The organism is Methylophilus sp. DMC18 (assembly GCF_056314005.1).
Map to the genome: position 1 here is coordinate 458,058 of NZ_JBQUZE010000002.1, position 13,207 is coordinate 471,264.

16 protein-coding genes are annotated in these 13,207 nt (G+C 51.8%); 14 read left to right on the forward strand and 2 right to left on the reverse strand.

Going from position 1 to position 13,207, the window contains the following annotated elements; genetic code table 11:
* Nucleotides 1–82 precede the first annotated feature (82 nt).
* A complete protein-coding gene (locus ACT53G_RS06130; RefSeq protein WP_476168954.1) occupies nucleotides 83–463 on the forward strand; it encodes a hypothetical protein in 381 nt (126 codons plus the stop codon).
* Between the two features lie 38 nt (nucleotides 464–501).
* The gene (locus ACT53G_RS06135; RefSeq protein WP_476168955.1) at nucleotides 502–939 is read left to right on the forward strand and encodes a hypothetical protein; all 438 of its coding nucleotides are present in this window, start codon (nucleotides 502–504) and stop codon (nucleotides 937–939) included.
* 44 nt (nucleotides 940–983) lie between these two features.
* Here ACT53G_RS06135 and ACT53G_RS06140 read toward each other — a convergent pair whose 3' ends face one another.
* Nucleotides 984–1,817 carry an outer membrane protein assembly factor BamD gene (locus tag ACT53G_RS06140; RefSeq protein WP_194747762.1) on the reverse strand — a complete coding sequence of 278 codons (834 nt, stop codon included), beginning with the start codon at nucleotides 1,815–1,817 and terminating at the stop codon, nucleotides 984–986.
* A 46-nt stretch (nucleotides 1,818–1,863) separates the two neighbouring features.
* Between ACT53G_RS06140 and rluD the strand changes: the two genes are divergently transcribed.
* The 6 genes from rluD to rimO all read left to right on the forward strand — a co-directional run bounded on the left by rluD (nucleotide 1,864) and on the right by rimO (nucleotide 7,345).
* Nucleotides 1,864–2,994, forward strand: coding sequence for a 23S rRNA pseudouridine(1911/1915/1917) synthase RluD (rluD, locus tag ACT53G_RS06145; protein ID WP_379076012.1), 1,131 nt, complete (start codon nucleotides 1,864–1,866; stop codon nucleotides 2,992–2,994).
* On the forward strand, nucleotides 2,994–3,722 hold the full coding sequence (pgeF, locus tag ACT53G_RS06150) for a peptidoglycan editing factor PgeF (protein WP_476168956.1): 729 nt from the start codon (nucleotides 2,994–2,996) through the stop codon (nucleotides 3,720–3,722). Before rluD ends, pgeF begins: the two co-directional genes overlap by 1 nt.
* A 158-nt stretch (nucleotides 3,723–3,880) precedes the next feature.
* A complete protein-coding gene (locus tag ACT53G_RS06155) occupies nucleotides 3,881–4,546 on the forward strand; it encodes an HAD family hydrolase (RefSeq protein ID WP_476168957.1) in 666 nt (221 codons plus the stop codon).
* Nucleotides 4,543–4,971 (forward strand): hypothetical protein, encoded by a 429-nt coding sequence (locus ACT53G_RS06160; protein ID WP_313987786.1) that lies wholly within the window; start codon nucleotides 4,543–4,545, stop codon nucleotides 4,969–4,971. Before ACT53G_RS06155 ends, ACT53G_RS06160 begins: the two co-directional genes overlap by 4 nt.
* A 97-nt stretch (nucleotides 4,972–5,068) precedes the next feature.
* On the forward strand, nucleotides 5,069–5,998 hold the full coding sequence (locus tag ACT53G_RS06165) for a ZIP family metal transporter (RefSeq protein WP_379076025.1): 930 nt from the start codon (nucleotides 5,069–5,071) through the stop codon (nucleotides 5,996–5,998).
* A 12-nt stretch (nucleotides 5,999–6,010) separates the two neighbouring features.
* A complete protein-coding gene (rimO, locus tag ACT53G_RS06170; protein WP_476168958.1) occupies nucleotides 6,011–7,345 on the forward strand; it encodes a 30S ribosomal protein S12 methylthiotransferase RimO in 1,335 nt (444 codons plus the stop codon).
* Nucleotides 7,346–7,487: 142 nt separating this feature from the next.
* Here rimO and ACT53G_RS06175 read toward each other — a convergent pair whose 3' ends face one another.
* Nucleotides 7,488–7,802, reverse strand: coding sequence for a hypothetical protein (locus ACT53G_RS06175; RefSeq protein WP_476168959.1), 315 nt, complete (start codon nucleotides 7,800–7,802; stop codon nucleotides 7,488–7,490).
* 162 nt (nucleotides 7,803–7,964) lie between these two features.
* Here ACT53G_RS06175 and gltX point away from each other — a divergent pair, with 162 nt between their 5' ends.
* The 6 genes from gltX to ACT53G_RS06205 all read left to right on the forward strand — a co-directional run bounded on the left by gltX (nucleotide 7,965) and on the right by ACT53G_RS06205 (nucleotide 13,160).
* The gene (gltX, locus tag ACT53G_RS06180; RefSeq protein ID WP_476168960.1) at nucleotides 7,965–9,368 is read left to right on the forward strand and encodes a glutamate--tRNA ligase; all 1,404 of its coding nucleotides are present in this window, start codon (nucleotides 7,965–7,967) and stop codon (nucleotides 9,366–9,368) included.
* 110 nt (nucleotides 9,369–9,478) lie between these two features.
* Nucleotides 9,479–9,721 carry an RNA chaperone Hfq gene (gene hfq, locus ACT53G_RS06185; RefSeq protein WP_194747747.1) on the forward strand — a complete coding sequence of 81 codons (243 nt, stop codon included), beginning with the start codon at nucleotides 9,479–9,481 and terminating at the stop codon, nucleotides 9,719–9,721.
* A gap of 3 nt (nucleotides 9,722–9,724) precedes the next feature.
* A complete protein-coding gene (hflX, locus tag ACT53G_RS06190; RefSeq protein WP_476154493.1) occupies nucleotides 9,725–10,852 on the forward strand; it encodes a GTPase HflX in 1,128 nt (375 codons plus the stop codon).
* Nucleotides 10,853–10,879: 27 nt separating this feature from the next.
* Nucleotides 10,880–12,073: an FtsH protease activity modulator HflK gene (hflK, locus tag ACT53G_RS06195; RefSeq protein WP_194747743.1), complete on the forward strand. Its 1,194-nt coding sequence runs from the start codon at nucleotides 10,880–10,882 to the stop codon at nucleotides 12,071–12,073.
* Nucleotides 12,074–12,097: 24 nt separating this feature from the next.
* Complete coding sequence (hflC, locus tag ACT53G_RS06200) at nucleotides 12,098–12,967, forward strand: protease modulator HflC (protein ID WP_194748434.1); 870 nt, start codon at nucleotides 12,098–12,100, stop codon at nucleotides 12,965–12,967.
* Between the two features lie 10 nt (nucleotides 12,968–12,977).
* Nucleotides 12,978–13,160: a DUF2065 domain-containing protein gene (locus ACT53G_RS06205; RefSeq protein WP_194747741.1), complete on the forward strand. Its 183-nt coding sequence runs from the start codon at nucleotides 12,978–12,980 to the stop codon at nucleotides 13,158–13,160.
* Nucleotides 13,161–13,207: the final 47 nt, after the last annotated feature.

The window sequence follows — 13,207 nt, forward strand, 5'->3', positions numbered from 1 at the left end:
GGAAACCAGGAGGGGCGAAAATGATAGCGGTGACGAGCTATAAACATTGTGGGTGCTATGCAGTGGATGGTGAGGTGAGCGCATGTTCAAATCAGCGCTCATGATTACGGCCATGATAGGTGCCCTGTTGGCACTTGGCTTTGAGCTATATGCTGCGCGCGGATTTGCTTTTCTGGAAAGCGCGAGCGGTTTGCTGATCACTTTATGGACGATAGTCCCTTATCTGACGCTGCATGCAGGCTATTATTTTTTTGAGCATCCGCGCATACAAAAACAATGGTTGAGCTTTAGCGTGATTGAAGTGGCTGTCGTCGCCTGGCTATATTTCCAGACCGTGGTCATGTATCCCGATGCGCAGGGCGGTCTGATTTTCCTGTTTTTGCCCGTCTGGCAGGGGACACTAAATATGCTGGTTGGCATGCTGCTGTACTGGCGTCAATCGCGCTTAAATCGGCTCCCTTAACCCGGTATCTTTTCATTCTTTGCGCAATCTCCTGCCCTATGCCTAAATTTATCGTGGATTGTTTGCGCTATCTGTGGGCCGCACCTAATACCGTACTTGGATTGCTCTTTGCCTGCCTGCTCATGCTGACGGGCGCGCGAATGCGACAAGTGGCGGGCGTGCTGGAAGTCTCTGGCGGTTGGCTGGCCAGCCGCTTGGCCCGGTATAGCGGCTTTGCTGCGATAACATTCGGTCACGTGGTGCTTGGCTATTCCGCGCATGCTTTGCAGCAGTTGCGCGTACATGAGCATACGCATGTGCGGCAAGCTGAATGCTGGGGCCTGTTTTTTATTCCGGCCTATTTGCTGGCTGGACTGTGGCAGCTGTTACGCGGACGCCATGTCTATCACGATCATCCGTTTGAAAAGGCAGCCGTGGCCGCTGAATGCCTTCACTTTAAGCGCTTGCCGCAGGCGGTGATCACGAATGGGCAATAAAAAAACGCCAGCAGACTGGCGTTTTTTTATGGGATGGAAGGCGCTTAATATAAGCTTTCCCAGAATTTCCACCAGACTTTTTCTTCTTCCTGAACCTTACCGGCAATCATAGGATTATCAGGATAGTTGGTTTTTAAAACACGCAGCGCTTCATTTTTCAGGTCTGTCATGTCCATGGCATCGTAAGCACTGATCTCCATGACCAGCGCATCTTCGATGGAGCTGGAATTGGGATAGGTCTCAAGCACATAGCGAGCACGGTTGAGTGCGGCGACGTAGGCTTTGCGTTGCATGTAATAACGCGCGACATGCATTTCGTGCAGTGCCAGTGTATTGACCAGGTAAATCATGCGCTGGGTGGCGTCGTTTTTATAGCGGCTGGTAGGGAACCGTTCAACCAGTTCTTTAAAGGCGTTAAACGAAATACGCAGAGTTTTGGGGTCGCGATCGTTAATTTCTTGCTTGGTATATTTTTCAATGACGCCGCGCTCGTTAAAGGTGGCCAGGCCCTTGAGATAGTAGGCGTAATCGAGGTTGGGGTGATTAGGGTGGAGCTTGATAAAGCGGTCTATCGCAGACAGGCAAAGAATCGGTTCTGATTTTTTGTAGTAGGCATAAGCAACTTCGAGTTGGGATTGTGTCGCATACGCACCATGCGGATAACGTGCCTCCAGCTTCTGGAAATACTCAATCGCCTTGTCATAGTTACGGTCAACCATTTTTTCCTGGCCCGTGGCATAAAGGCGTTGTTCGCTCCAGCCTTTGGTTTCGTCAGGGGGATTCGGATTGCCGAAAATGGCACAGGCACTCAAGGCCAGCGCGCCAATCAAAATAAAAGCACGCGTGAACAGGGTGTTAAGCGGTAAAATGCGAAGCATGTTGATTTATGTTGTTTTATCAAGGGAACTCAAAGCATTATAACTGATGCTGTTTGAAAATATGAAAGAAAGCACCTCCTTACAGCTGGTCGTCCCTAGCAACCTTGGCGGGCAACGCCTGGACCTGGCCTTGCAGCAGATGTTGCCAGACCATTCTCGCAGCCGCCTGCAGGCCTGGATTAAAGAAGGTCTGGTCTTGCTCGATGGTAAGGCGCCCACGGCCAAAACCAAGGTGTGGGGGGGCGAGCGACTGGTGGTGACTCCCCCTAAAAATGCGCAGGACAATGCGTTTGAGCCAGAAGACATTGCACTGGATGTTGTATACGAAGACGATGCACTGATCATTATTAACAAGCCTGCTGGTCTGGTAGTGCACCCGGCGGCCGGCAACTGGAGCGGCACCTTGCTCAATGCCTTGCTGTTTCACTGGCCGGCGCTCAAAGAGGTGCCACGTGCCGGTATTGTGCACCGGCTGGACAAGGATACCAGCGGTTTGCTGGTGGTTGCGAAAACGCTCGAAGCACAGACCAGCCTGGTGCGTCAGTTGCAGGCACGCACGGTTAAACGTGAGTACCGGGCCATCGTTTGGGGCCAGTTGTGGCGTAATGGTAAGGTGGATCAGCCGATAGGGCGCCATCCGCACCACAGAACCAAAATGGCGGTGGTGCGACGAGGTAAAACCGCCATCACGCATTACGAGATCCTTGAGCGGTTTGGCACCAATACCTATTTGCGCTGCAACCTGGAAACCGGCCGTACCCACCAGATCCGCGTGCATTTGCAGCATCTGAAAGCGCCTATGGTCGGTGATCCGCTGTATGGCATAGGCAATATTATTCCGCACAAGATGATGACGCCGGAATTGCGTGAGGTCATCGGCAATTTCAAGCGTCAGGCCTTGCATGCGATCAAGCTCGGCTTGATTCACCCGGTGACGAATGCGCCCATGGAATGGCAGATTGAGCTTGCTGATGACATGCGTGAACTATTAGACGCTATGCGCACGACCGACTTGCCCGATGAGCCGCTGGCGCCTGTCGATTTCAATGTGGATGAAAACGGCTTGTTCATTGGTGAAGATGACGAAGATTGGGGCGATGAAGATTTTGACGAAGATCTCGATGCTGAGCTGGATGAGGATGCCTGGGATGAAGAAGGCGAAGAGGATGAGGCATAATGGCTGTTTTGCCTGTTATTTTGCCTGATTGGCCGGCGCCTGCTTGCGTGAAGGCCTTGCAAACCACACGTCTTGGCGGTGTTAGTCAGGGCAGCTATGCCAGTCTGAACCTGGGGGATCATGTCAAGGACTTGCCTCAGCATGTGGCGGCCAACAGACAATTACTGAGTCCCTATTTGCCGAGTGAGCCGGTGTGGCTTAACCAGGTGCATGGGGTGCGCGTAATTGATGCGGCCTTATCTTCATGTCTGGAAATCGCAGATGCCAGTTTTAGCACCCGCAAACAGGTGGTCTGCGTCACCATGACCGCCGATTGCCTGCCAGTATTACTCTGTGATCAGGCGGGGAGTGTGGTGGCGGCTGTGCATGCTGGCTGGCGCAGTTTGTGTGACGGGGTGATAGAGGCGACGGTAAAAACCATGCCGGTTGAGCCCGCCAGGCTCATGGCCTGGTTAGGTCCGGCCATTGGCCCGCAAGCGTTTGAAGTGGGGAATGAAGTGCGCGCGCAATTTATGGCGCAAGATGCGCAGGCAGAACATGCATTTCAGGCGCAAGGCGAAAAATGGCTGGGAGACTTGTATGCGATTGCGCGACAACGGCTTTCCAGGCTAGGAGTGACGCAGGTCTATGGTGGTGGACGCTGTACTTATCGTGAACCAGAGACGTTTTTCAGCTTTAGGCGTGATGGCGATACCGGGCGTATGGCCAGCTTGATTTGGCTGGAGTAGTGTTTTTCGCCATAGTGGATACAGCGTCAGGCACGAACGTATTTGATCCTCGCGAGGATTGATACGCTGGAGTATGTCAATACTGCGCTATTGCAAGCTGGTTGATAGAGATTGATCTCTGAGTGCCCTGTGGCTCAACCCAAGATATTATTTAAATAATGAAAAAACATCTGATTTTTGACCTCGATGGCACACTCATCGATTCCGCACCGAGTACACTGCATTGTTTTGAGTTGGCTTTCCGTTCGACCAATACGCCACTCAGAATGGCGTTGGGCAATGAGGTGATTGGCCCGCCGCTCATGGAGACGCTTAAACAGCTGTCTGGTAGCGAGGATGCGGCTGTGTTGAATACTTTGGCCGCAGCTTTTAAGCAGCATTATGACAGCACGGGTTATCAGCAGTCGGTGGTGTTTGATGGTGTTCCGGCCATGCTGCAGCAACTCAAGGCAGAGGGCTATACGCTGTATATTGCGACCAATAAACGCTTTGATCCGACTGAAAAAATCATGGCCTATCTGGGCTGGCAGGATTTTTTTGCGGGCGTCTATGCACTGGATTATTTCAGCCCTGCATTGAAGTCAAAGGCGCAGATGATAGGGCGCGTGGTCGCCGAGCATGATTTAAAAATCCAGGATTGCCTGTATATCGGTGACCGTCTTGAAGATGGCCAGTCGGCCGAGGCCAACCTGATGGACTTCGTGCTGGTGACCTGGGGCTATGCCGGCGATGTGGCCTTGCGTCAACCGCATTGGCAGTGCTGCGACGCTGTGCCTGACTTGCCTGCCCTGGTGGCCGGGCTATGTGCGGACAGTGTCTTATGATGAAAAGATTGCGCGCCAGACGGCATCCGGCAAATACACCGGGGGAGGTGAGCGCTACGCGTAGTACATTGCGCGCCTGGCCACAAATGGTATTGTTCGCGGTGGCTTTGCTTTGCTTGTTTTTACTGGGGCAGCATTTCCATTGGGATACGCGGGTACTGGCGGCGGTCACACTGTTGTTCGGCCTGTTGTCAGGGTTGCTGGTGTGGCTGGTCGGCGTGATAGGCCTGGTGCCATTGATTGGCCCCATCATTGTCAAGGTGCTCAGCTTTGGCTTTATCTGGCTGCTCAATGCTGTAGGTTACCTGATGTCTTACATTGCCATTCGTCGTGGTTACTCACGGGATGTGTTGACCTATCGCGGATTGACCATGGCCTTGCTGATCGGCATTGTGATTGGCTACATCATTGCGCAGTTTATTTGAGCCAGGTGACCTGGCATCTGCATGCGTTAACTAATTGTTTATGCTTTGTTTTTTTGATAACTCACGTATAATGCGCGGCTTCCTTTAATCACTCGGCATGCTTGCTTTGACCCCTTTGTTGACTGATATTTCGCCTTTTACCGGCATGATGCTGGCCTGTTTGTTAGGGGGCGTGCTCAGTGTGTGTGTCGCAGCCCTGTTTGCGCTCAATGCTCAAAAGCATTGGGTGCCTTTGCTGGTGAGTTATGCGATTGGCGCCTTGCTGGCCGCGGTGTTTCTTGAGATTTTGCCGCACGCGATTGAAAGCAGCCCCAATATCGAGGCGATGACCGGTACCATGCTGTTTGGCGTGCTACTGTTTTTTACGCTGGAAAAACTGGTGCTGTGGCGGCATTGTCATGGCGAGCACTGTGAAATACATGCCATGCATGACGAGGCCCATTGCCCCGAGTTACATCCAGGCCAGCCTGCTACCAAAAAACCGCAAGGCGCAATCAAGTTCAGATTGCCAGCGGCGCAGCCTAGCCAGATGATAGGGCATCCTCATTTACATGGTCACGCGCATGGTCATGATGGTGGCCGCAGTGGTTTGATGATCATGGTAGGCGATACCTTTCACAATTTTGTTGATGGCATCCTGATCTGCGCGGCATTTATGGTAGATATGCAGGTGGGCGTAGTGACTGCACTGGCGATTATCGCCCATGAGATTCCGCAGGAAGTCGGCGACTTTCTGATTTTGTTACATTCCGGCTACAGTAAACAAAAAGCCTTTTTGTTTAATATCGGCTCCAGCCTGGCCACCGTGCTTGGCGGTATCATTGCGTATTTTGCGCTGCATGCGGTGCAGCACTGGGTACCCTATATCTTGAGTCTTGCCGCAGCCAGCATGCTCTATGTGGCGGTGGCGGACCTGATTCCAGGCTTGCACAAGCGTACGGCATTGCGCGATACCATGAATCAGTTATTGTTAATTGTGTTGGGGGTGGCTTCAGTTGCCCTGACCAAATGGTTGGTAGAAGGTTAAGAGGGAAGCATCATGCAAAGTTCACCTAAAGTTGGTTTCGTCTCATTGGGTTGCCCCAAGGCAGGCTCAGATTCCGAGCGTATCCTGACCCAATTGCGGGCCGAAGGCTATGAAATCAGCAACAGTTACGAGCAGTCTGACCTGGTGGTGGTGAATACCTGTGGTTTTATTGACTCTGCGGTGCAAGAGTCGCTGGATGCGATTGGCGAGGCACTCAACAAAAACGGCAAGGTGATTGTGACCGGTTGCCTGGGCGCGAAAAAAGACGTGGTCACGGACGCACACCCCAGCGTGTTGGCCGTGACTGGCCCGCATGCCCTGGAAGAGGTGATGGGGCATGTACATACACACCTGCCGAAACCGCACGACCCCTACACCGACCTGGTGCCGCCGCAAGGCATTCGTCTCACGCCCAAGCATTATGCTTACCTTAAAATTTCAGAAGGTTGTAACCACCGTTGCAGCTTCTGCATTATCCCCAGCATGCGCGGCGATTTGGTTAGCCGTCCGATTGGTGACGTGCTCAATGAGGCTGAGAGCTTGGTGAATGCAGGCGTTTCCGAAATTTTGGTCATTTCGCAGGATACTTCTGCCTATGGCGTGGACATGAAATTCCGCAAAGGCTTCTGGAACGGCAGGCCAGTTAGAACGCATATGACCGAACTCAGTAAAGCCCTGGGCGAGCTGGGCGTTTGGGTTCGCTTGCACTATGTGTATCCCTACCCACATGTTGATGACGTGATCCCATTGATGGCCGAAGGGGCGATTTTGCCGTACCTGGATGTGCCGTTCCAACATGCCAGCCCGGCGGTGCTCAAAGCCATGAAGCGTCCGGCCAGCAGTGAAAACAACCTGGCCCGTATCAAAGCCTGGCGTGATATTTGCCCGGAAATCGCTATCCGAAGCACCTTTATTGTCGGCTTCCCCGGCGAGACTGAAGATGACTTTAAAATGCTGCTCGACTTTATGGAAGAAGCGCAGCTGGACCGCGTCGGTTGCTTTGCCTATTCGGCAGTGGATGGCGCAGCGGCCAACCATTTGCCTAATCCGGTGGCTGAAGAAATCAAACAAGAGCGCCTGAGCCGCTTTATGGAAGTGCAGGAGCGCATCAGTGCCGCCAAGGTGGCGGCTAAAATCGGCAGCCTGCAAACCGTGCTAGTGGATGAACTCACTGAAGATGACGATGGAAACATCATCGGTATTGCTCGCACCAAGGCAGATGCGCCCGAAATTGATGGCATTGTTTATCTGCAAGATGCAGATGGCTTGAACCCGGGTGATTTTGTGGATGTACAGATTATCGATGCGCAAGGCCATGATTTGATCGGGGCGCCACCGGAGTTTTAGGGCTAGGCCAAGGCGTTGATTCAGGCCCGCTTAAATCAGACAGGTTTTTAAGCAGATCGCTGTCGTAGTGCTCAATTAGCGTTGAGATAAAAGGGTGACGCGTTTCAGTTTCGGCAGGCAACGGCCTAGCCTACCGTCTTTTTTAAATGGCGAGCTGTGGCCGTTCGCTATCCGCGCGTTCAGCAAAAATGTCGGTGGTAAACGGACAGCGTGTGAGCTTGGTGGCCGCATTTTTTTTACGTTTGTTGGCTTGTTGCAAGTTGACGTAGGGTGTTTGACTCAGGCGGATATAGCCGGATTGCAGCAGCTTGCCGGCTGTGGTCTCAAACTGACTGAGCGGATTGTCCATATTTTGCAAGGTGATGCCCTGTTTGTGAACAGCCAGCACGTGATACAAGACGGCAATGTGGCCATCGGCGTCTGGCTTGCCATAGAGCTCGCCTACATGAATTTCCAAGTTTGTATCTAATGGCGCAGTTTGCATACGCGCATCTTAGCGTGATTTTAAACCAGCTTCAATGCGTCCTCTGCGCCCACGGCTTCAATCTTAACCAGACTAAACACGGTGTTGACAGGCGGCATGTTAAAATGCACGCCTGTTTTAATTTCAAGAGTCATCATGCAAGCTGTTAAAACCCGTTTTGCCCCCAGTCCTACCGGTTATCTGCATATTGGCGGTGCGCGTACCGCCTTGTTCTCATGGGCGTATGCCAAGCGCCATGGCGGCAAGTTTATTTTGCGTATTGAAGATACGGATGTTGCACGCTCCACGCCGGAAGCCGTGCAGGCCATTCTGGATGGCATGGCCTGGTTGCAGCTGGATCATGACGAAGGCCCGTTTTACCAAATGCAGCGCATGGAGACTTACAAAAAAATGATCCAGCAGATGCTGGATGCTGGCCATGCTTATTATTGCTATTGCAGCAAAGAAGAGCTGGATGCCTTGCGTGAAAGCCAGATGCAGCAGGGTTTGAAGCCGCGTTACGATGGCCGCTGGCGGCCTGAGCCCGGTAAAGTGTTGCCTGAGCCGCCTAAGGATGTGCCACCGGTCGTGCGTTTCAAAAACCCGACCGAAGGCGTGGTGGCCTGGGAGGATATGGTCAAGGGTCGCATTGAGATTGCCAATGCCGAGCTGGATGACCTGATTATTGCGCGGGCTGACGGTACGCCAACCTATAACTTCTGTGTGGTGGTGGATGACTGGGAAATGGGCGTTACGCAAGTAATTCGCGGCGATGATCATGTCAACAACACTCCGCGCCAGATCAATATGCTCAAGGCACTGGGTGCACAGGTGCCGCAGTATGCGCACTTGTCCATGATTTTGGGCGATGATGGTCAGAAGCTGTCCAAACGCCATGGTGCCGTGAGCGTCATGCAATACCATGAAGACGGTTATTTGCGTGAGGCGGTACTCAACTACCTGGCGCGCCTGGGCTGGTCGCATGGCGATGATGAAGTGTTCAGCATGGCGCAGTTCTGCGAGTGGTTTGATCTGGACCATATCACGCCGTCAGCCGCACAGTTCAATACTGAAAAGCTCAACTGGCTCAATGCGCATTACATTAAAACCTTGCCCTTGGAACGGATTGCCGATGAAGTCAAACCCCGTTTGGCTGAATTAGGCGTCACAGAAACACAGTCGCCAGATTTGCTGGCAGTATTGAATTTATACCGTGAGCGTGCCAATAACCTCAATCAACTGGCCAGGGAAATTGCCTTCTTTTACCAAGTGCCTGAGATCAATGAGGCGGACAAAACCAAACATGTGTTGCCGGAAACCGCCGGCTATATCGAACTTTTTTTAGAAAAAACTCAAGATTCTGACTGGACTGCCGATATGCTACACGATGCGCTAAATCAGGTGGTCACTGAGCAGCAGATCAAGTTTCCCAAGCTGGCGATGCCTTTGCGGGTGGCTTTGATCGGCATAGCACAGTCGCCTAGCATTGATCAGGTGATGTCAATTCTGGGTAAAGAGGCTTGTCTGCAGCGCATCCGCGCTTTATTTCCAAAAAAGTAAAGCGCGGGGATTGAAAAAGGAACAAATTAGTACAATCATAGTCACTATGAGGGATTGGTGTTCAAGATAATAAAACTCCAATACGATTAAAACAAACAAGGAGCAATTCCATGAATAATAAAGGCCAAATGCTGCAAGATCCGTTTTTGAATGCACTCAGAAAAGAGCACGTTCAAGTGTCCATTTACCTGGTAAACGGCATTAAATTGCAAGGGCAGGTCGATTCTTTTGATCAATATGTCATTTTGTTAAAAAACACCGTGACACAAATGGTGTACAAGCACGCCATTTCCACCATCGTTCCTGCACGTCCAGTCAGCCTCGGATCGCACGACGCCGCTCAAGAATCTTAATGCATGTTTGATAGACCAAGCGGCGGAGATGCCGTCGTTCTGGTCAGCGTCAACTTTGGTGACGCTGACTACGCAGAAAGTTTGCAAGAACTCCGCCACCTGGCCGGGACTGCTGGCCTCAATATCTCAGCGACGCTGGAAGGCAAGCGTCATGCGCCTGATCCCAAATACTTTATCGGCTCTGGCAAGGCAGATGAGTTAAAGGCCTTGATGGCCGCCTATGACAGCAAAGTCGCGGCTTTCAATCACGACTTGAGCCCCTCGCAACAGCGCAACCTTGAAAAGTTGCTTGAAGCACGTGTGGTAGACCGCACCGGCCTGATTCTGGATATCTTTGCCCAACGTGCGCAATCGCACGAAGGTAAGCTGCAAGTCGAGCTTGCCCAACTGGAGCACTTGTCTACGCGGTTGGTGCGTGGCTGGACCCACCTTGAACGACAAAAGGGCGGGATTGGCGTGCGGGGCGGCCCTGGTGAAACCCAGCTCGAGCTGGACAGACGCATGTTGCGCGTGCGCGTCAAGCAGTTGCGTGAAAAGCTGGATAAACTCAAGCAGCAACGTGGCATGCAACGTCGTGCGCGCAAACGCTCCAACCTGATGACCGTTTCTCTGGTCGGCTATACCAACGCGGGTAAATCCACCTTGTTTAATCGCCTGACACACTCGGGTGTCTATGCGGCAGACCAGCTATTTGCCACACTGGATACCACCTCTCGTAAAATGCACCTGCCGGAAGGTTATCCGGTGGTGTTGTCAGATACGGTTGGCTTTATCAAGCATTTGCCTACGACTTTGATTGAAGCCTTTGGTGCTACGCTTGAAGAGGCCGCGCAGGCCGATTTATTACTGCATGTGGTTGATGTGGCCAGCCCTAATCGCGATGCGCAAATCGAACAAGTCAATATCGTATTGAACGAGATTGGTGCTGCCAGGGTCCCACAGATTCTGGTGCTTAACCAGATTGACCGCATGGGCATGCCGCCCGGAATCGACCGCGACGAGTATGGTAATATCCGAACTGTTCGTGTGTCAGCCAGGGATGGCATAGGCATAGAGGATTTACGCCAGGCGCTGTTAGAGCATCAGCAATACCTGAAAAAACTCAGCACCGAAGAAAGTGCTTACGTTTAAAAAGATCAAAACATACGGAGTACACGCATGAAAAAATTTCCAGGCTTTTGGAATAAAAACAATGAAGGCCCGCCCGATCTGGACGAGGTGTTCAAGGATTTGAATCAAAAGCTGAACCGGTTATTTGGCAACAATAAAGGCGGGCAGGGTGGTCCGCGTGGATCAGCACCTGCTCCACAATCCTTGCCAGTGGCCCCGATTTTAGGGTTGGTGGCGCTGATCTGGCTGGGCTCTGGCTTTTATATTGTTGACCAGGGCTCTCGCGGTGTGGTGTTACGTTTTGGCAAACATGTGGAAACCACCATGCCTGGCCCGCGTTGGCATTTGCCATTTCCGATTGAGACCGTGGAAAACGTGAACCTCGAGCAGGTGCGTACCATTGAAATGGGCTACCGTTCTTATGAGGGCGAATCTGGCCGTAGCAAAGAGCTGAAAGAGTCTTTAATGTTGACCGATGACGAAAACATTATTGATTTGCAGGTGGCTGTGCAATACAACCTGAAGTCGGTGGAAGATTATCAGTTTAGCAACCGCTCCACCGAAGAAAGCGTGCGTGGTGTGGCAGAAACAGCCATCCGCGAAGTGGTAGGCAAGAGCAAGATGGACTTCGTGCTGTATGAAGGCCGGGATGATGTGGCTGCCAAAGCGAAAAAACTCATGCAGGACATGCTGGACAGATATCAATCTGGCGTCAATATTGTTAACGTTACCATGCAGAATGCACAGCCGCCAGAACAGGTACAGGCGGCATTTGATGATGCAGTCAAGGCCAAACAGGATCTGGAACGCCAGAAAAATGAAGGTCAGGCTTATGCCAATGATGTGATTCCTAAAGCACGTGGTACAGCGTCGCGGTTGGCCGAAGAGGCCGCGGGTTACAAGCTGCGGGTGGAGAACGAAGCCAAGGGTAATGCAGACCGTTTCGAGCAGATTCTGGCGCAGTACAACAAAGCGCCTGAAGTGACCCGCCAGCGTTTGTATCTGGATACGCAGGAACATATTTTGGCCAATACCAGCAAAGTGCTGGTTGATCAGAAAAATGGCAACAGCATGCTGTATTTGCCACTGGATAAACTCATGAGCATGAGTGGTGCAGGCAGTAATGCCGCAGCTGGGTCTGCCGTCCCGGCGGATAAGCCAGCCATCGAGCCACCGGCTGACGCGAGTGTGCTAGACCGCTCCAGGGATGCCATGCGTAGTCGTGATCGCGAATATCGCTAGTCTGCCCCTCAAGGAAAATACATGATGAGAAATATTGGAAGTTTGTTAATTGGGGTGTTTGTCTTGCTGGTCTTGGTGACATCATCAGCATATACGGTCGATCAGCGTGAATATGCGCTGGTCTTCCGTCTGGGCGAAATTGTCTCGGTGAAAAAAGACCCTGGTCTTTATTTCAAGATGCCTATGGTGGAGAACATCCGCTATTACGACAAGCGGATTCTGACGCTGAACTGGGAAGAACCAGACCGGTTTATCACCAGTGAAAAGAAAAACGTACTGGTGGATTCGTTTGTGAAATGGCGCATTATCGACCCGGCCAAATACTACGTTTCTGTGCGTGGCGATGAAGTGCAGGCCGAGCGTCGTTTGTCGCAGATGGTCAATGACGGCTTGCGCGCTGAGTTTGGTAAACACACCATCCACGATGTCGTCTCTGGCGAGCGTTCGCAGATCATGGAAATCCTGCGTCAGCGTGCAGACAAGGAAAGCCGCCAAATGGGCATCCAGATTATGGATGTGCGCTTACGTCGTGTAGATCTGCCGAAAGAAGTCAGCGAATCCGTGTATCAACGCATGGAGGCCGAGCGTAAATCGGTGGCCAATGAGTTGCGCTCACAAGGTGCAGCGGCGGCAGAAAAAATTCGTGCCGATGCCGACAAGCAGCGTGAAGTGATTATTGCCGAAGCCTATCGCGATGCGCAGAAAATTAAAGGCGAGGGCGATGCCAAAGCCTCAGAAGTCTATGCACAGGCGTTTGGTAAAAACCCTGAGTTTTATGCCTTCTACCGCAGCCAGGAAGCTTACAAAAACAGCTTCAAGAGCAAGTCTGACGTGATGGTGATTGACCAGAGTTCAGACTTCTTTAAATACATGCGTAGCAGCGGTAAAAAGTAATGCTTGCACCATGAACTGGTGGTGGAGTGTGCTGGGTGGTGTGTTGCTGATTGAAGGTTTGATGCCGCTGTTATTGACCAAAGCCTGGCGCAATACTTTTGAACGAATGCTGCAACTGCGGGATGGTCAAATTCGCTTTATTGGTTTTATTTCAATGCTGTTTGGTTTGTTCATTCTCTGGTTAAATCGCTAACGGGTGAATGCCACCAAGCTGAGATGGTTAAGCGTTTTAAAAAAAGC